Source organism: Rapidithrix thailandica (assembly GCF_039710355.1).
GTDB classification, from domain to species: Bacteria; Bacteroidota; Bacteroidia; order Cytophagales; family Flammeovirgaceae; genus Rapidithrix; species Rapidithrix thailandica.
Genome location: NZ_JBDKWZ010000006.1, coordinates 292,659 through 312,007, shown reverse-complemented (window position 1 = coordinate 312,007; position 19,349 = coordinate 292,659). Strand labels below are relative to the sequence as shown.

Sequence of the window (19,349 nt, the reverse complement as noted above, 5' to 3'; positions counted from 1 at the left end):
AAACTTATAGTTTTTGACCGAACATGGAATCAAAATCGGCTCATCAAGGCACTTTTTGAAGAGAATAGCCAAAGCTCTTGTTGAAAAAAGTAACACAGAGGAGGCGTTTTTGAAACATTTTTTAGGAAAAAGAAAAAGTTTAATTCACTTCACTTTTTACTTTTCTCCCGTATACGCTCCTGGCCCAACAAACGTACCCCCCGGTTAGGCCGGTGGATATTCGGGCAGCTCATACCGGAGAGGATATTAAGACCGATGGAAAGTTGACGGAGTGAAGCCCCGGTGACTCAAGATTTTTTCTGTATAGAGCAGCCCCGGCAAAGAGGCGATTATCATTATCACATACAGATCCAATTGCTCTTTGATGAAAAGAACCGCTATATTGGTTTTTTGTGTGGATACATTCGGCAAAAAAAGGATCCGGGTACAGGATCTGCGCAGCGGTTTTTCCTGGGGAGAGAACGGTGCTTTTGGCATACCACCGGATCCGCAACACCTTAAACCGTACTGTGTATCGCTTCAAACGACACCTTATGGCAATCAGCGTGATCCGCAAAACTTTAATGACAACAATACGGACAATAACCGGAATGCCCTTTGGACAGTGCGTACACACCAAACGGATTTCGGATATTATGCGGAATTTGTCATTCCGTTTAAATCCATTTGCTATGAATTGCCCGAAAAAACAGATGCTGTAATCTGGGGATCACGTTTACACGGTTGGCCTGCAGGGATTATGAACAAACGGTGTTTCCGGCCATTCCACAGTTGTTTGATGTTGCGGCACTGGTACTCCCGGTCGGCTAGCAGAGTCATTCCCTTAAATCGTACAAGCAGCCGGCGTTTGCGTTCGGCAAAATTGGAATGACTCTTCTTGGCTAAATTCACCCAAAAGATAGAAATACTTACCCCCGGATCAACACTGACAGGGTTAACAGGTGGAACGTCACTTGCCCGAATTGTCAACAGGTAGCATCCAACAACAGGTACTCCCCCGCTGCGTTGGTCCAGCCGGGTCAACGCGGTTTTTACCGCGAAGCCTAACAGCAACTTCCATAAAACCTGTTGATGGAACAAGGTGTTAAAAAAAGTGGGTCAACCGTTTATAATGACTCCCGGACAGGGTCTGGCCATTGCCCAAAATCCCCCCCCAAAAAAAAACGGGCCTTGAAAAAAGAACATATCAAAGCCATCGAACAGCTTCCCTTACAGCCTTGGAGTAAGGCCTGGGAAATGCGCAATTTATTTTTGTTTTCCTATTACTGCCGGGGAATCAATTTCAAGGACATGGCATTTTTGACATGGGAAAACATCCGGGAGGGCCGGTTGATTTATATCCGGAGGAAAACCGGGGATCTTCTGAACATGGAGCTGCTCCCACCTGCACTTGCTATTCTGGCAGATTACCGGACCATCGCGATTGGAGAGCACATTTTCCCCATTTTGAGTGATTTCCATAAAACGCCTCAACAAATTGAAAACCAATTGAAAAAAGTGCTGAAACAAATGAATGACGAGATGACGGAACTGGGCAAACAAATCGGGCTCGACTTCAGGATCACCTCGTATTTTGCACGGCATACCTACGCCACGGTGATGAAGCGTAACAAGGTATCCATTTCAATGATCAGTGAAGCCATGGGGCATAGCAATGAGAAAGTCACCCAAGCGTATTTGGACAGCTTTGAAAACGATGAGTTGGACAAGGCCCATAAAGGCCTCTTGTGAAAAGGATTGGGAATCCCTAAAGTATATCATGACTTTTCTTAGGGTCGAATATTATTCTCCCCCCTGAAAAAGAAACTAATTGTATACTATTAGACTTTATCACGAATGATTTTGTATAGGAAATTTCAGACATTGATTTCTGCGAAATTTGCTAGAATAATGGTTTGTTTATTTCTAGGAATTGCTCTATAAGAAATCATTCGTGATATCCTTTATTATTTTCATCATCACGGTGATCTGTATGTGCTGCAAATACATTAAGCACTCTGAATATATGTTCCGGGTCTATTCTGTCCAGGTCATCAATAATTAATATGGTTTCTTTTTCATTTTTTGACCCTTGTTTTTCTTTCTGATCACCATCCTTTAACTGTCCTATAAGGTTACCAATTATTTGAGTAATAGCATCTCGTTCATAAATATTTCCTTGTAGATCAGAAAAAGCTTCTACAAACTCTTTCATCGTTTCTTGCTCATCTTTTTGGGCAGATTCGTGATGTTCCTTGAACTCATTATATAGGTCTATTAGAACTTTTTCAGCGATTGTAGCAGCACTCTTTCCTATTTTAGGTATTATATTTAGCAAAGAGAAGATTAGTTTTTTTAATTTATCATTGTCTGAAAAAAAATAATATAAAGAGTGAATATGGGATGATTTTATTTTTTCAAAAGAGAAGGTTTTACCCTTTTCTTTTGTCGTCACAAGAAGAGAGAATAAAATATCATATTTCACCAATTCAAATATATCCTCATTGGAGGCTACACTATAATTCACCGGGTAGAGGTGTACGGCTTCATACTTGTCATGTTCTTCAAAAAACTTTTTTAAAAAGTAAGTCTTACCACTGCCAAACTTTCCGGAAAATAAAATCCGTTTGTTTTCATCACTACTAAGATGCTCTTCAAACCTTTTTCTAGGGGTTTCAATACTAAATTCTTCCATAGGAGATAAATGGTTTAAATTATACGGCTTTATAGCCTATCTGAAAATAGTAAAATTGCAGAAAAAACGATCGGATTTTTTTGTCTGTATTTGTGCAAAAAAATACCTGAAAGTACCTTTTTTGTGCAAACCCTCGCCTATATCCGTGTCAGCACGAACAAACAAGACCTCGAAAAACTATAGCAGGCTCCATCTCCATGCAACTCACCTATCCGGGAAACAGCGCTTTCGTTTTAGGCTGGAAGTGTCCGAAACCTGTTGACAATGGTCTTTAAGGAAGGATACAAATACAAACGAATGGGGTACTCCTTTCCGATTTTTGCACGGAACCGGAATTATAACTATCTCTTCACCCTGAATACGACCCGAAGAAGCACTCATCCCTAATGAAGAGTGTGGATTACCTCTCCGACAAAATAGGGCCGGAAAGCCATACAACTAGCCTTTCAAAATGCGGCAAATGCAGAAGTCACTTTGTTATACTACGAATATGGGTGATATTTTTTCAGGGTAAAAACCTAAGAGTATTTAGGTGATTTTTTTTCTATTTTCATAGCCTTGAAATAATGCAATTCCTAAAGTAAGTATTATGAAAAAAGTTTCACCTGGAGATTTTATTGATCGGTATTTCTTTCTCTTTATAAGAGATGTATAAATCAAAAACCATTGGGTAAAGTAGTTTGATGATTAACCTTTAATAAAAAGGGCTAATGAAAACTTATTTTCAAACAATTTGCCTAAAAAAGGTATCATCGGGTATTTTTTACACAAAAATCATGGTCAGATTTTTTGAGTATACCTTCTGTATTTTAAACCTTCCAGAGATTTCATATCATTGAGGTTATTACGAATTAAATATTACAAGGGAAACCGACAAAAGGCAGGGTATCTTTTTGATAGGGTGTGCCTTACACAATCTTAAAAATCCCCTTTATCAATCATTCGTAATAATCTCTATTAACTTGTTTTTAAGCAGGTTGATTTTTAGATGATGTTCCTGTACAAAGAATTGATTTTATGTTATCATTTAACCATTAGCGCTAAAATGATAACGAAAATTAAATTTTAAAAAGTAACTCTGTAATAACAAAGTTTATGGGATAACGTCTTTAGGAATTTTGAAGTGATACAATAAATAGTTTTCTTTGTGATCAGATGCGGCCATATAAAAAAATATTTTCGATTTTATTTTTGAGCATTTACGGGATGCTCTTACTGCATGAGGTGTTGCCGCATGTCCACCACCAGCATGATCATATTGTTGAAGCGACAGAAAGTTTTCGTCATGATAATCATCATATAGATCATCACCACCATTCAGATGAAAATAATCAGGAGCCTGAACAAGACACCTTCTTTGACTTTCTTGTCAAGAATCATTCACACACTAAACATACCCATCAATACACGCAGGCTACTATTAAGCAGCTAAAGTCTTTAAAGCAGCTTGATTATAAGGTATTCGGTATTAATGATATTTGGGTTTGGGTGTTAAAAGCAAGGCAAACTGATGAAGGATTGCATCGGTATGTTCTTTTTAAAAATATCCTACCGGATAATCCTTATTTATACTTCCATCCACATCGTGGCCCCCCTTCTTTAGGTTAATCATTTCAGGCAGGAATGAACTTGCTGTCTGTGCATACCTGAGTATGTTCATTATTATTTGATTCATCCTAAAAATTATTTTCATGTATAGAAATATTGTGTTCGCCTTGTGCGGATGCATCTTGTCGTTGGGTGTGTTTGCTCAATCGGCTACTATAGATAGCATCCTCAAACAGGTAGAACAAAACAACCAAGAGTTAAAAGCTCTGGTGACGTATGTGGAGAGCGAAAGACTTGAGTTGAAATCCGGTAACAATCTACCTGACCCTCAATTTGGTGCATATTACTTACCATTTGGTGAGAATAGCACAGGAGATTATACAGAATTTCAAATTAGCCAGTCCTTTGAGTTTCCCACGGTTTACAGGGCCCGAGGTAGTCTTATCGAGCAACAGACTGTTCAATTAAAACTGGACTATAAAGCTAAAAGGCAGGAAGTATTGGTACAAGCCAAAGATTACTGCCTGAACCTGATCTACCTGCATAAACGCTTGAATAGTGAAACTCTCCGTGTGAAACAAGCAACACAGGTATTTGAGCAGGTGCAGGAGCTTTATGAAAAAGAGCAGGTTGGAATCCTGGAATTGAATAAGGCTAAAGTAGCCTGGATGCAGGAACAGTTCAAAATTCAACAAATTGAGAACGACATAAAAAACATAATGTCACTTCTCTCCCATTTGAATGGAGGCACTGAAATACAATTTTCATCCGGTGAATATGAAACTTCCCTGAAGTTGGCTGATAAGGAAAGCATCTGGCAGGAAAAACAAATACAAGATCCTGAACTTGTGCAACTGAAACAACAAGAAGCTATAGCGCAACAGGCTTTGAAATTGGCTAAAAATAATTCTTTACCTAACCTGACAGCCGGATATAATCATCAGGGTGTATCAGGTGCTTATAATTCCGGTGTGTATGCTGGCGTCACGATTCCTTTATGGAGTAACCGGAATAAGGTGAAAGCTGCTCAATCTCAGGTTGACTTCCAACAAACACATACTTCATCGAGGACTTTACAAGCACAAGCCACATTTGAAAAGCAGTACAGTGAGTATCAAATCATGCTTTCCAAATTTCAGGAATACCAAGCCACTCTTTCAGGTATGAATACCGAAGAATTGCTACTTCAGGCATATCAATTAGGTGAACTGTCATTCCTCGAGTACTACATGGAGTTGCTGTATTACCGGCAGGCTTATGATGCCATGCAGGAAATGCAATACCAACTATATATATCGCAAAATCAATTTTTAAAACATCAATTGTAACAACTTAAAATCGAATTACTATGAAAATCTCAACTATTCTTATCGCATCAACCTTTGTTTTCGCAATTGCCTGTTCAGGTAAAAAATCTAACAGTGAGCATGGCCATGCTCACGACACTGAATCTCATGCACACCCACATGATGAAGCTAGTGAAGATCATGGTCATGACGATGGTGATCATGAACATGGGCGCGAACATCATGAGCAGGAAGAGTTTACAGTAGGTAGTGACTCTGTTGAAGTTGAGACAGATGGCACGCATACGCATGAAGACGGTAACACACATCACAATTATTAATCTTTAAATTGAGCTTGATATGCGATATATAATAATAGTATTGCTTTCGTTGATTGTCTTTTCCTGTCAGTCACCGGAAGATCATGGACATAGTCATGATGAAGCTGGAGGTCATCCTCATGAGGATGAAGGTAAACCTGCTGTAGATTATACCATTTGGACAAATGAAACTGAGTTGTTTGTGGAATTCCCTGCTTTGGTAGTGGGTGAAACCAGTCGTTTTGCGGCACACTTTACAGAACTCAACGGTCATCAGCCTGTAAGAGAAGGAAGTGTGACGGTGAGTTTGATCAGAGGGGATAAAGGTATTCGCCATACAGTGGATGCACCGTCCTCTCCGGGAATCTTCGGGCCAACGTTGCAGCCTAAGGAGGCAGGTCTTTATCAACTCGTTTTTGAGCTGAAAACGCCTACTTATTCGGATAGAATCGTGCTGAATAGCATTCCGGTTTTTGCTACTGTCAAAGAAGCGGAACTAACATTGGGTAGTGAAGAAGAAAAAGATAATGCCATTACCTTTTTGAAAGAGCAAGCCTGGAAAATGGAGTTTCAAACGGCTCCTGCGGTAAGAAAGAAGATTTATCAAACCATTCGAACATCAGGGATTTGGAAGATAGCTCCTTCGGATTATCAAACACTGGTGGCCCCTGCTTCGGGTCGAGTGAGTTTTGGCGCTGGCGTATTGACAGAAGGAGGTCTCGTAAAGAACGGCCAGGTTTTGATGAATATAAGCAGTGCAGGGCTTACGTCTAACAATCTGAGCGCTGAGATTCAGAAGGCAAAGGCTGATTACGAGCAAGCCAAGTCTGAATACGAACGGAAAAAAGAGCTGTATAACTCTAAAATTGTTCCTAAAGCTGAGCTTGAGCGGGTAGAGCAAAAATACCTTGTAGCAAAGACCAATTATGAGACTTTGAGCAGAGGCTATAGTGCCGGAGGCAAACAGATCACTGCCCCTATAAATGGATATATTAAATCTGTCCAGGCAGCGAATGGCGGATTTGTAGAACAGGGAGATGCACTTGTAACAGTGACAAGTCATAAGAGTAGTATACTTCAGGTGCAAGTCAGTCCTCAATACAGTGCGGATCTTCAAAACATCCAAAACCTCTGGTATCAGCCGAAGGCAGGAAAATGGTCAAGCTTGAATGAAAAAGATGGAAAAATCTTGTCTGTTGGCAAGGAGGTAGCATCCAATCAGCCATTGATTTCTGTTTTTGCCGAGGTGAATGAAGAAGTGGAAATGCCGGAAGGCAGTTTTACAGAAGCTCAACTGGCTGTTGGTAATAGTACTGAAAGTTTGGTTGTTCCCCTTTCCTGTTTGATGGAGGATTATGGCAATTACTCGGTGATTGTTCAATTGTCTGGTGAAAGCTTTGAACGCAGAAATGTGATACTTGGTAAGCGAAATGGCAGTGAAGTGGAAATCATTAAGGGATTGTCATTGGATGATGTTGTGGTGACTAAAGGAGCTTATCAAGTAAAGATGGCTTCTATGTCCGGTCAGGCACCTGCTCATGGTCATGCTCATTAAAATAGTTGATTATGTTGAATAAGATATTATCGATTTCACTGCAAAACCGATTAACGGTGCTTTTGGGAACAGTGGTATTAAGTGTTGCCGGTATATATATAGCCCGTAACATGAACGTGGATGTATTCCCTGATCTCACTGCTCCAACGGTGACCATTTTGACAGAAGCTCATGGCATGGAATCCAAAGAGGTAGAAAAGCTGGTGACCTACCAATTGGAAACGGCCATGAATGGCTCGCCTAACGTGCGTAGAATTCGCTCTTCCTCTGCTGCCGGAATATCTATTGTTTGGGTGGAATTTGAATGGGGAACAGATATTTACCGGGCAAGGCAAATCGTGAGTGAACGCATTCCAATGGTACGAGAAACCCTGCCTTCGGGTGTAGGCACACCTACAATGGCTCCCATTTCGTCCATTATGGGTGAAGTGATGTTATTAGGTGTTCGATCCGATAGTTTGTCTCCAATGGAGTTGCGCACTCTTGCTGATTGGACAATAAGGCCAAGAATCAAATCTATTGGCGGTATCGCTAATGTGATTGTGATTGGAGGTGATTACAAGCAATATCAAGTGTTGGCCAATCCTGGAAAACTGAAATACTATGATGTAAGCCTTGGCGAATTACTCGAAAAAGTACAGGAAAGCAATGTGAATGCTCCGGGTGGTTTCTTGAATGAATATGGCAATCAATACATCATCAAAGGAAGTGGTAGAGCTTATTCGGTAGAACACCTAGAAGAAGCTGTTCTCAAAAGTATCAATGGTCAATCAATTAAAATTGGGGATGTGGCAGAAGTAAAGGTTGGTGCTGCGGACAAGATTGGTGACGGCTCATTAAATGCTGCTCCTGCGGTAATTCTGACCATTTCCAAACAGCCGGATATTAATACGCTGGAATTGACAGATAGACTGGATGAAGCCATTACAGATTTGAACAATACCCTCCCTGCAAATGTGGAGATCAAAAGCCATATTTTTCGTCAGGCGAATTTTATTGAGGCATCCATTGACAACCTGAATCAAACGCTGTTGGAAGGTGCTTTCTTTGTATTAATTGTATTGTTCATCTTTTTGATGAACTGGCGAACTACGGTCATTTCATTGGTTGCTATTCCGGTTTCCCTGTTGGTTTCCATTATCGTATTGAAGCTATTGGGATATACCATCAATACCATGAGTTTAGGTGGTATGGCGATTGCCATTGGGGCATTGGTAGATGATGCGATCATAGATGTCGAGAATGTTTTCAAGCGATTGCGAGAAAATATCCGAAAGCCGAAAAAGGAACAATTGCCTGTGCTTACCGTGGTAAAAGATGCTTCGGTGGAGATCCGTAGTTCCATCATCATTGCTACGCTCATCATCATTGTTTCGTTTGTGCCGTTGTTTTTCTTGAGTGGCATGGAAGGCCGGTTGCTGCAACCGCTTGGGATTGCTTTTATTACTTCGGTGCTAACTTCCCTGATTGTGGCGGTGACGGTGACACCTGTGCTCTGTTCTTATTTGCTGAAAAGCGAAAAAGTACTCAGTAAACAAGCAGAAGGAACAAAAGTGGAACGCTGGCTGCAAGCCCGGTATGCCGGAACCTTAGAACGAGTGTTGAAATTCCCAAAAACGATGATTGGATTGACTGTTGGAGCTTTTATTATCAGTTTGATCTTGTTTACCCAATTGGGTCGTAGTTTCCTTCCTGAGTTCAATGAAGGCTCATTGGTGATCAGTGCAGTAGGTGTACCGGGTATGTCGCTGGAAGAAAGCAACAAGCACGGTCAGTTGATTGAAAAGCTCCTTTTGGAAATGCCTGAAGTGGATGTCGTCACACGTAGAACAGGGCGTGCCGAATTAGACGAACATGCTCAAGGTGTAAATGCCGCTGAAATAGATGTACCATTTATACTGGATGGAAAATCAAAAGAGCAATTCTTCGAAGAAGTGCGAACAAAGCTGAGTGTGGTGCCGGGGGTGAATATCACACTAGGACAACCAATTGCTCACCGTATTGATCATATGCTTTCGGGTACTCGTGCCAATATCGCTATCAAGATATTTGGCGATGATTTGCAGCGCTTGTTTGAATTGGGTAAAAGCGTGGAAAGCAATATCAAGTCCATTGAGGGAATTGCAGATGTGGCAGTAGATCAACAGATAGAAGTTCCGCAAATTCGTATTACGCCAAAACGTCAAATGTTGGCTGCTTATGTCATGACCGTAGGTGATTTGATGGAACAGGTGGATGTAGCTTTTGCTGGCGAAAAGGCAGGTGAAATCTATGAAGGACAGCAATATTTTGATCTGATTGTCCGCTTCCAAAAAGAATCCAGAAAGGGCATGGAGTTCATACAATCTGCTTTAGTAACATTACCTAATGATGGTCAAATTACACTGGATCAATTGGCTGAAGTAAGCTCTGTCAGCAGCCCAAGCAGCATTTCCAGAGAAGATGTAAAGCGTAAGATTGTGGTAGCTGCCAATGTACAAGGGCGTGATTTGCGTGGTGTGGTGAATGAAATCCAACAGGTGATTGAGACCAATGTTGACATGCCTGAAGGTTATCGGGTAGAGTATGGCGGACAATTTGAAAGTGAAGCGAAGGCTTCTCAGTTACTTCTTATCACTGCGGTAATTGCCATTGTAATCATCTTCCTATTGCTGTATTTTGAGTTTCAGGATGTGAAACTGTCTTTCATTGTACTCATCAATTTGCCTTTGGCTTTAATTGGAGGGGTTTTGATTGTGTACTTCACTTCCGGGATTATCAGTATAGCCGCTACCATTGGCTTCATCAGCTTGTTGGGTATTGCTACCCGAAACGGGATCTTGCTGGTGTCGCGGTATGAGGATTTGAGGAAGGAAGGATTACAAGGATTCGAATTACTTAAAACAGGCGCGTTGGACAGGTTGAATCCGATCCTGATGACGGCTTTCACTACGGGGTTAGCCTTGATTCCACTTGCTTTGAAAGGTGCTGAGCCAGGTAATGAAATTCAAAGTCCTATGGCTATTGTAATCCTGGGAGGTTTGCTTTCTGCTACTTTGTTAAATTTAGTAGTGATACCTTGTGTGTATAAACTTATCGGGACGAATGATCATTAAGAAATAAACCAATATGTAGTTATGCCATTGAAATGGGTGGCATAACTACATTTCTGTATTTTATTTTTTAGGATTCTTCTTCTCCTTTGGCTAATTACAAATTCTGAATAACAAAGAGTATTTGTGACCGGTATTTTAGCAATCCTTACACTTGGCCCATACTATCTAAAACGGTTGTAATACAAGCCCGTCTCTGCATCTTCGTACTGCCCCTGGTTTCGGAAAGGAATAAAATGTTGCTCTCCTTTGGTTTGGCTGCGGATATTGCTATTGCTATAAATATCGTATTCTACCTCTCATACAAGGTTTCTATGCAAAACTTTCCTCTGAGAGGCAAACCCTGTTATTTAAAAATTAAGCGCAGAAAGTGGCTCCATGAAACTACCGGAAAGAATATCAGCAGAGACTGGCATATGGTAGCCACAGGCACGCGGATGACAGAGGAATTCGCGCTTTTTTTAAAAAGAGCCTCCTGGATTCAAAACCTATAAGTTGTAAACTGCTTGCCGAGCTCTTCCATCTTAATGCCAAACAATTCGCGCATCAATATGTGTTTTATTTGAGTAATTTCTTGTCCTGGAATTAACGCGAGCATGCTGAGGATTGGATCGTTTTTCCTGAAAATACGGGCAGTCATCTCAGTATTGACGAAACGGCACTCTCTCAAGGGGAGCTCTATACGGTAATTACCAACAAGGCTGCCAAAGGCAAAAAGGCTTGCCTTGTAGCGATGCTTAAAGGCACTGAGAGCGAAACTATCAATGAAATACTTCAGCAAATACCGGCAGAAACCAGAAGGAAAGTCAAAGAAGTAACACCGGACATGGCCGCCAGTATGGAAAAGATTGTAAGGAAAAGCTTTCCTAAAGCCCGTCTTGTCACAGACCGTTTTCATGTACAAAAATTAGCCTATGATGCCGTGCAGGAGATGCGAATCGCCTATCAGTGGGAGGCCATAGCGCAGGAAAACAAAGAGATGGAACTGGCTAAGGAACTTAACAGAGCCCATGTACCTCACAGGCTGGAAAATGGAGATACCGAAAAACAACTATTAGCCAGAAGCAGATACCTGCTCTTTAAAGGAGAGCATCATTGGAGGCCTTCTCAGGTACATCGAGCCGAAATACTGTTTAAGCGCTACCCTGACATAGAACAAGCCTACAAGTTATCAAGAGAATTAGCCCGTATTTACCAAAGTTCCCAACTAAAAAGGGTGGCCTTTACCAAGTTAGCACAGTGGTATGATCAGGTAGAAAAAGCTGAATTCAAATCCTTCAACACCGTGGCCAGAACCACTATCAAAACACTCTCAACTTCTTCGATCACCGAAGCACCAATGTATCGGCCGAGTCTTTCAATACCAAAATCAAAGCGTTTCGCAGCCAGTTTAGAGGCGTGAGAAATGTAGACTTCTTCCTTTTTAGACTAGCCAATATTTATGCATGAAAATTTCATCCCCCCAGGAATACGGATTGATCCATAATGGTGAGTTTGTTTAAACCGGAATACAAAAAAGGCAGTTACATTTGCGTAACTGCCTGATTTTCAAGTGGGCCTACAAGGGCTCGAACCTTGGACCCCCTGATTATGAGTCAGGTGCTCTAACCAGCTGAGCTATAGGCCCCGAAATCATTGATTTGATTTCCGTATCGGTGGGCAAAAGTAGAAATTTGTCTTTATTTAAACAATTCTTTTTGGGGATTTTTTAGGGTGTTTTTTCCCTTTGGAAATGCTTGCTGACTCCTTGCTTGAATAAGTGGTTGATTTTCAAAATACTACTTGAAGTGCCTGGGAGGAGGGTTTTTCAAAATATTTTTAAACTATGCCATTTACTTTTGAAAATACAATTTTATAGAATGCTATTTGGACAGATACGTTTTCAATTCACTTATGGTCTCGATGCCTATGCTTTGGGCTTGTGCTTTTCGCATCATCAATGCATAGGTGTTGTTAAAACCCAATGGCGACAACCAACTTAGTTGGTAGTTTTGGTCGAATTGTTCTTTAACATATTGGTAAATCTTTACTTTGTCCCCGTTTAGTGATTCCAGTGTCTGTGTGTCGGGTTGTAACATCACTATCAATCCGGTGCCTGTGTATTCGGGGTACAGGTCAATCTCCCCGGCCAATAGCGCATCAAAGCATATTTTGGTGCCTCCCAAACCGGTTTTATGCACCACTTGATAGCCTGTGCTGTGCCGGATCAGTTGCCCGAACAGTTCGCTGAGTATATATTGTTCGGTAAAAATCTTAGAGCCAATAGTAATCGTAACGGTGTGGGATAGGAGAGGGCTTGTTTCCGGAAGTGCCAAGGTTTGAAGAAATTGACGGGCTACTTCTTTCGGTGCCCGTTTCAGGTAGTCTACCTGGTAGTTGAGTTCTGTCATTACCGAATCATTGATTTTGCCGGACAACAATTCCAATGCTGCTATTACTTCGGGATATTTACTAGCCGTTTCCTGTCGGATCAATGGAGCCGCATAGTAAGGAGGAAAGGCTTTTTTGTCATCTTTCAGCACCTGAAGTTGATAAGCTTTGATCCGTCCATCGGTAGAATAGCCACTGATGAGGTCGACTTCTCCGTTTTTGACCGCCTCGTACATTAGTGAGTTATTCAACGAAACGGTATTGAGTTGTAATTTGTATGTTTCTTTTAACATGGGGTAACCGTCCGAACGGCCTAAAAATTCATGGGCAAATCCCGCCTGAAAACTTCCTCCATAGATGTTTGGAAGCAGGTAAAAGCCCGATAGTATGGGCATGGCGACCAACATTAACCACAGGGTTGATCGTACTTGCCGGAGGTCCATACGTTGTACTTTTGCTAATAAACTGTCAAAAAGAATGGCCAGCAGTGCAGCAGGAATAGCCCCGGCGAGGATCATATTGGGATTGTTTAAGGCAATGCCCCCGAAAATAAACTCCCCCAAGCCTCCGGCAGCGATATAGGCCGCTAGGGTAGCTACTCCTACATTGATGACGGTAGCCGTGCGTATTCCCGCAAAAATGACGGGCAAGGCCAGGGGCAACTCAATTTTAAACAATTGTTGCCAGGAAGTCATTCCCATGCCTTGGGCGGCTTCCTTGACTGAGGGGGACACTCCTTGTATTCCTGTAAAGGTATTCCGGATGATGGGTAACAAGGCGTATAAGAATAAGGCCGCAATGGCCGGTTGGGATCCGATACCCAAAAGGGGTATCATAAATCCCAAAAGGGCAATACTGGGTACCGTTTGCATAACTCCTGCAAATCCCAAAATCATAGCTGACCAACGTTTGTTCCGGGCAATCCAAATGCCCAAAGGTACCCCTAGTAATAAGGCGATCAGTAAGGAAATAAAGGTAAGACCGATATGTTCCAGCGTTTGCTCCAGGAGTTTTTCCTTTTGTTGAAGTAGAAAATAGAAAAAATCACTCATCGAAGTAATGGATTAGGATGTACTTTCCCGATTGAATTTTGTTTGAATGGCCTGCATGACTTGCTGCCAGTCAAGGGCAGGCTGGTGATCAGTGTGCTCCATCAGTGCTGCCAGGGGCGTTTGTGGTCTAATGTCCAATTGGGTGTTTTCAATGGCTAAATCTTCCCAAGTATATATTTTTAAAAATAGTTGAAAGCGTTTTTCTTGGAAAAAGTCCCGGACAAATGTATTGGAAGGTTGCATCAGTACTTCTTTAGGGGTTCCGGTTTGTTGCAGTTGCCCTTGTTCCATAATGCCTATCCGGTCCCCTAGTTCAAAAGCTTCGTCTACATCATGGGTTACCATTACTACCGTTTTATCTTTAATTTCCTCCAATTCCATAAACTCCCTCCGGATTTTTACTTTGGTAATGGGGTCTAAAGCCCCAAAGGGTTCGTCCATCAGAAGAATATCCGGTTCGGCCGCCAATGCCCGGGCCATTCCTACTCTTTGTTGTTGGCCTCCACTGAGTTCATGGGGACGTTTTAGGAGAATATTGTTTTCCGAAAGATGTAATTGCCGGAGTAAAAAATGAATCCGTTCATCAATTTTTGCTTTCTTCCATTGTAAAAGCCGGGGAACAGTGGCGATATTTTCATACACATTGAGATGAGGAAACAGGCCCACGGTTTGAATCACATAACCAATGTTTCTCCGGAGTTGGGGACCATCCAGTTGGGTAATCTCTTGTCCCCGGATACGAATCCTTCCCGAGCTGGGTTCAATCAGACGGTTGATCATTTTTAGGGTGGTAGTTTTGCCACAGCCGCTTCTCCCGATCAACATAAAATTGGATCCTTGGGGAACGTCAAAAGAAATGCTGTCTACAGCCCGGTGCCCGTTGTAATACTTGCTAAGGTGTTGTACTTGTATTGTCATGTTTCGGAAATCTGAGAAAATAGCATCTCTGTATTCGAAAGGGTTTGGGATAGTATTTTCGGCTTATGTACGTATTCTTCCCAAAAAGAAAAAGATAGTATTTACAAGCTACAAAAACTCTGTCATTATTAAAGGGATAAACGGGATTTTCTATAGTTTGAGCACCAAAAGGGTTCAATTTTATATATTGAACGTTTTTGGTGCAATAGTTAGAATGAATTTGAGGATAGGGAATTTGTTTTATGATAATTATATGAAAATGAGAGTTTTAATTCTTTTTGGTGGATGCTGATTTAAAGGGGGGATTTATTTGTAAAAATGGAAAAAATGAACTATTTTGGTACAATCCTACAATTAGAACTGATTTGGTTCTTAAGATGAATACGGTAAAATGTCTAGTCACAAGCTCTATTTCGTTATCATTGCTGATCTTATCGCTTCGAAGGAAATTGAAGACCGGGAAAATTTTCAAAAAGATTTGAGCGGATTTTTGAAGGACCTTAGCAAACGGTCAGAGAAAAACGGTTTGGTTTCCCCTTATACCATTACCTTGGGGGATGAATTCCAAGCGGTGTACGAAAAGCCTCAATCGCTTTTTGAAGATGTGTGGGAGGTGATTGAATTTGTATATCCCGTACAAATCCGTTGGGCGATTGGGTATGGGCAAATTACGACACATATCAACCCGGAACAGTCAATTGGCATGGACGGGCCGGCCTTCCACCAGGCCCGTGATTTAATGACACAGTTAAAAAAGAGTGGGCATACTGTTATCGGTATTAAAGGAAAGGATTTGCCGGTGGCTCCTTTGGCCAATCAAAGCTTATTGTTGCTAAGCAGCATTTTGGAAAAATGGAAAGAGAACTCGGTGAAAATTTGTACAAGGCTGTTGAAAGGGACATCCATAGAGCAAATTGCGGAAGAGTTGGCAATATCTCCCCGGGCAGTGTATAAAAACATCCGTACGAATCATATACAAGAAGTCATTCATTTAATGGAAATATTAAAAACAGACTATATGCTCTTAAACGAATGAGTGAAATAGTGAGTAGAGGGTTGAAAGCTATTGATTGAAAAGTTGATTTATTGAGGGGGTATTATTTTCTATGTTTCTTCCTCAGCTTTTACGTACTCATTCGCTATTTCACTAAAAACTACCCAAGCAATTCTCTACAGCCCGGGCTATGTTATAATGAGGTATAAGGCTTAGGGAGCGGAAAAGAATCACTGATTTAAAAATACTCAGAAACCAAAATCCATTAACCATACATTACTCATGCATACTGCTTTCTTTTTTGCTATTGCGGTCATTGTTTTTTCGCGTTTATTATTCCAATGGGGAGAAAAAGAGTTGACTTGGCAAAGAGCATTGTTGAAGTCCTTTGTGGAAAGCTTGCTTTTGTTGCCCTTGTATAATGACTATTTTTACGGGCTGGCTTTGGGCATACTTGCCTTTAATACCGTTGCCTTTGGAGCCGACCAACTGGGCGAGAATAAATACTTGTACCGGTTTTTGATCTTTATGGCTTATGTTGTAGGTTTTGCTTTTCTGATGGGAGAGAAGCAGTTTTTTGGCAATTTTCATGGTTATGTTAGTCAGGTTATAGAATATGCACGGCCCAAAAATTTGATGGTACAGTATGCCCAAAAAATAGGTTGGCATAAACTGTCGGTGCTGCTGGCCGGAAGCTTAGTAGTGGTGAATGAGGTGAATCAGTTGATTCGCTATATTTTATCCAAGTTAAAAGTGGAACCCCAAATCGAAATGGAAAACGGAAGGCATATCATTATCGGGCAACAAAAAGACTTGATGGAACTGCGCAGGGGGAGAGTGATTGGAATTATCGAACGCTTGTTGATTTTCTTTTTCACACTAAGTGGAAATATTGCCACTATTGGTTTTATCCTGGCAGCCAAAGGCTTTACCCGGTTTAAGGAGTTGGAGAATAAAAACTTTGCGGAATATGTCTTGATCGGGACTTTGTTATCCGCCTCCCTGGCCTTGTTGGTAGCCGTGGCAGTAAAGGCCGTAATCGGTTAAACAGGGTGGGTAAAGCTATCACCCACAAATGCTTTGAACGGACAAAATAATCAAGGCTATTTTGCCGGACTCTTAAGCCTTCCTTGGAGTGTACCGGCTGCCAGTCAGGACTTCCTTTTTCCATATCCTCATTTTTATTATACCTTTGAAGAGAAGAGAACAAAAGCGGAAAATTCAAGTAAACCTCAATGAACCTAACACCATCCAAACCTATTGTAAACCTCTCGCTATGGTTGAGCGGGGTGCTTTTTGCCGGAGTGATTTATTTTACCCAAGCTTGCCAGCCCGAGAAAAAAGAGAGTCCGGCAAAGGAGCAAGAAGCCCGGTTGATTCAAAACATAGAAGACCCTCAGTATGTAGGCAATCTTTCATGTAAATCATGCCATGAACAAGAATACATGGATTGGCAAAATTCCCATCACGACTTGGCTATGCAAGAGGCCAACGAACAAACGGTATTGGGCGATTTTAACAATGCTACCTTCGAAAATCAAGGTGTGAAGACAACTTTTATACAAAAAGAAGGAAAGTACTATGTCAATACCGAAGGGCCCGAAGGAAAAAATGAAACGTATGAAGTGGTATATACCTTTGGGGTAACTCCTTTACAACAATATTTGGTAGCCTTTCCGGACGGCAGGTATCAATGCTTGCGCCAAGCATGGGATGTGGAAAAGAAACAATGGTTTGATTTGTATCCGGATACGAAAGTCTCGCACAAGGAATGGTTGCATTGGAGTAGGGGGGGGCTGAATTGGAATTCGATGTGTGCTGACTGCCATTCGACCAACCTGCATAAAAGTTTTGACTCTCAAAAAGAAGAGTACGAAACCCAATGGTCTGCAATGAACGTAAGTTGTGAAGCTTGCCACGGACCGGGTAAAAAGCATGTAGAAGCCGTAGGTGCGGGAGAATACGATGCCGCACATGCACATTTGTATTTAACTAAAAATATCAGTTCTCAAGAGCAGGTAGATCAATGTGCTCGTTGTCATTCCCGAAGAGGACAGATTACAACCCATTTCGAGCATTCGGAAAGTTTTATGGATCAGTATATTCCCAGTATCCTTACTCCGGATTTGTACTATCCCGATGGGCAAATTGAGCAAGAAGATTATGTATACGGGTCATTTTTACAGAGTAAAATGTATCACAACAATGTACGCTGTACGGATTGCCATAACCCCCATACCTTACAATTAAAAGCATTGGGTAACAACCTGTGTATGCAATGCCACGAACCGAAAAAATACAATACGGAAAAGCATCATTTTCACGCAAAAGATACGGAAGCCAGCCAATGTGTGAATTGCCATATGACGGGCAAGGTGTACATGGGTAACGACTTTCGAAGAGACCATAGTTTCCGAGTTCCCCGGCCGGACCAGAGTGTAAAGTTCGGGACGCCCAATGCCTGTAATCAGTGTCATACGGATAAAGATGCCCGGTGGGCTGCCAATCAAGTAGAGCAATGGTACGGAAAGCACCGGGCACCTCACTTTTCAGATGTCCTGACAGAAGCCAGTGAAGATCCGGAAAAAGTGCTTCAAGCCTTAAAAAAACTTGTAGCCAATCCGCAACAGCCTGCCATAGCCCGTGCCACAGCTACTTGGTATTTGCAGCAAGTGCCTGATACGGAGGCTTTACAAGGGATCGCAGGGGCGCTGAGCGACAATGCACCGATCGTACGGTATACCGCTACGGATGCCTTGGGGGCGCTTCCTGTGGAGGAACGCTTACCTCTGTTGGCACCCTTGTTAAAAGATCCGGTCAGAGCGGTGCGTATTGCTGCGGTAAGAAGCCTGGGGGATGTGCCGAAGGCCCAGTTTCCGGATACTTTACAAAGTGCTTATACCCGGGCAATGGCCGAATATTCTCATTTGCTTAAAGCCAACTCGGACTTTCCTTCAGGACAGGTAGCTTTAGGAGTGTATTATAGCAATTTAGGAGAGCATGCCTTGGCCGAAAAGGCCTATAAAAGAGCATTGGAATTAGACCATTTACAGAACCCTGCTCGCATTAACCTGGCAACGATGTATAACGGACAAGGAAGAAATCAGGAAGCTATTGCGTTACTTCGTACCGTGATTGCCCAAGAGGCGGAGTACGGACCGGCTTATTATTCTTTGGGATTGTTGCTTGCCGAAACCGGCAAATTGGCCGAGGCGGAACAAAACTTACAACTTGCCGCTGAAAAAGTGGGGAATAATCCCCGGATTTTTTATAACTGGGGATTGGCGCTACAACAACTTAACCGGCCTGAAGAAGCCGAAAAAGCCTATTTGAAGGGATTGGACTTAACACCTGAATCGGGAGACTTGCACTATGCCTTATGTGTACTTTATATCCAGCAAAAGCAATTTGCTAATGCTAGAAAACATGCACAAATCTTACTGGATACTTATCCTGATGCCCAAGAGTTACAGCAGTTGATGCAGACCATTGAACAAGGTTTGTAGGGCGATAAGGCAACAGGAGAAGTCATACAATTGA

The 19,349-nt window shown here is 41.8% G+C and carries 14 protein-coding genes, 1 tRNA gene and 1 pseudogene; 12 read left to right on the top strand and 4 right to left on the bottom strand.

The window, feature by feature from the left end; all coding sequences use genetic code 11:
• Nucleotides 1-364 precede the first annotated feature (364 nt).
• Together AAG747_RS12650 and AAG747_RS12645 are read left to right on the top strand one after the other, a co-directional pair.
• Complete coding sequence (locus tag AAG747_RS12650; RefSeq protein WP_346821538.1) at nucleotides 365-871, top strand: DOMON domain-containing protein; 507 nt, start codon at nucleotides 365-367, stop codon at nucleotides 869-871.
• A gap of 299 nt (nucleotides 872-1,170) precedes the next feature.
• A complete protein-coding gene (locus tag AAG747_RS12645) occupies nucleotides 1,171-1,731 on the top strand; it encodes a site-specific integrase (protein WP_346821537.1) in 561 nt (186 codons plus the stop codon).
• Nucleotides 1,732-1,927: 196 nt separating this feature from the next.
• Here AAG747_RS12645 and AAG747_RS12640 read toward each other — a convergent pair whose 3' ends face one another.
• Complete coding sequence (locus AAG747_RS12640; RefSeq protein ID WP_346821536.1) at nucleotides 1,928-2,674, bottom strand: P-loop NTPase fold protein; 747 nt, start codon at nucleotides 2,672-2,674, stop codon at nucleotides 1,928-1,930.
• A gap of 1,155 nt (nucleotides 2,675-3,829) precedes the next feature.
• Between AAG747_RS12640 and AAG747_RS12635 the strand changes: the two genes are divergently transcribed.
• The 7 genes and pseudogenes from AAG747_RS12635 to AAG747_RS12605 all read left to right on the top strand — a co-directional run bounded on the left by AAG747_RS12635 (nucleotide 3,830) and on the right by AAG747_RS12605 (nucleotide 11,924).
• The gene (locus AAG747_RS12635; RefSeq protein ID WP_488168886.1) at nucleotides 3,830-4,282 is read left to right on the top strand and encodes a DUF6769 family protein; all 453 of its coding nucleotides are present in this window, start codon (nucleotides 3,830-3,832) and stop codon (nucleotides 4,280-4,282) included.
• A gap of 83 nt (nucleotides 4,283-4,365) precedes the next feature.
• Nucleotides 4,366-5,550: a TolC family protein gene (locus tag AAG747_RS12630; RefSeq protein ID WP_346821534.1), complete on the top strand. Its 1,185-nt coding sequence runs from the start codon at nucleotides 4,366-4,368 to the stop codon at nucleotides 5,548-5,550.
• A 20-nt stretch (nucleotides 5,551-5,570) separates the two neighbouring features.
• Entirely contained in the window at nucleotides 5,571-5,849 is a 279-nt protein-coding gene (locus tag AAG747_RS12625) for a sulfite exporter TauE/SafE family protein (protein WP_346821533.1), read from the top strand.
• A 19-nt stretch (nucleotides 5,850-5,868) separates the two neighbouring features.
• On the top strand, nucleotides 5,869-7,383 hold the full coding sequence (locus tag AAG747_RS12620; RefSeq protein ID WP_346821532.1) for an efflux RND transporter periplasmic adaptor subunit: 1,515 nt from the start codon (nucleotides 5,869-5,871) through the stop codon (nucleotides 7,381-7,383).
• Between the two features lie 11 nt (nucleotides 7,384-7,394).
• Entirely contained in the window at nucleotides 7,395-10,478 is a 3,084-nt protein-coding gene (locus AAG747_RS12615) for an efflux RND transporter permease subunit (protein ID WP_346821531.1), read from the top strand.
• 233 nt (nucleotides 10,479-10,711) lie between these two features.
• The gene (locus tag AAG747_RS12610) at nucleotides 10,712-10,969 is read left to right on the top strand and encodes an ISAon1 family transposase N-terminal region protein (protein WP_346821530.1); all 258 of its coding nucleotides are present in this window, start codon (nucleotides 10,712-10,714) and stop codon (nucleotides 10,967-10,969) included.
• Between the two features lie 116 nt (nucleotides 10,970-11,085).
• Nucleotides 11,086-11,924: pseudogene (locus tag AAG747_RS12605) on the top strand (ISAon1 family transposase).
• A gap of 104 nt (nucleotides 11,925-12,028) precedes the next feature.
• Here AAG747_RS12605 and AAG747_RS12595 read toward each other — a convergent pair.
• From AAG747_RS12595 to AAG747_RS12585, 3 genes are all read right to left on the bottom strand, one after another.
• Nucleotides 12,029-12,102, bottom strand: a tRNA-Ile gene (locus tag AAG747_RS12595).
• Nucleotides 12,103-12,337: 235 nt separating this feature from the next.
• Nucleotides 12,338-13,897 (bottom strand): ABC transporter permease/substrate-binding protein, encoded by a 1,560-nt coding sequence (locus AAG747_RS12590; RefSeq protein ID WP_346821529.1) that lies wholly within the window; start codon nucleotides 13,895-13,897, stop codon nucleotides 12,338-12,340.
• A gap of 12 nt (nucleotides 13,898-13,909) precedes the next feature.
• Entirely contained in the window at nucleotides 13,910-14,815 is a 906-nt protein-coding gene (locus AAG747_RS12585; RefSeq protein WP_346821528.1) for an ABC transporter ATP-binding protein, read from the bottom strand.
• 391 nt (nucleotides 14,816-15,206) lie between these two features.
• Here AAG747_RS12585 and AAG747_RS12580 point away from each other — a divergent pair, with 391 nt between their 5' ends.
• The 3 genes from AAG747_RS12580 (at nucleotide 15,207) to AAG747_RS12570 (ending at nucleotide 19,315) form a co-directional block, all read left to right on the top strand.
• Nucleotides 15,207-15,851, top strand: coding sequence for a SatD family protein (locus AAG747_RS12580; RefSeq protein ID WP_346821527.1), 645 nt, complete (start codon nucleotides 15,207-15,209; stop codon nucleotides 15,849-15,851).
• A gap of 240 nt (nucleotides 15,852-16,091) precedes the next feature.
• Nucleotides 16,092-16,856 carry a hypothetical protein gene (locus tag AAG747_RS12575; RefSeq protein WP_346821526.1) on the top strand — a complete coding sequence of 255 codons (765 nt, stop codon included), beginning with the start codon at nucleotides 16,092-16,094 and terminating at the stop codon, nucleotides 16,854-16,856.
• Between the two features lie 188 nt (nucleotides 16,857-17,044).
• Nucleotides 17,045-19,315: a HEAT repeat domain-containing protein gene (locus AAG747_RS12570; RefSeq protein WP_346821525.1), complete on the top strand. Its 2,271-nt coding sequence runs from the start codon at nucleotides 17,045-17,047 to the stop codon at nucleotides 19,313-19,315.
• The last annotated feature ends 34 nt before the right edge of the window (nucleotides 19,316-19,349 follow it).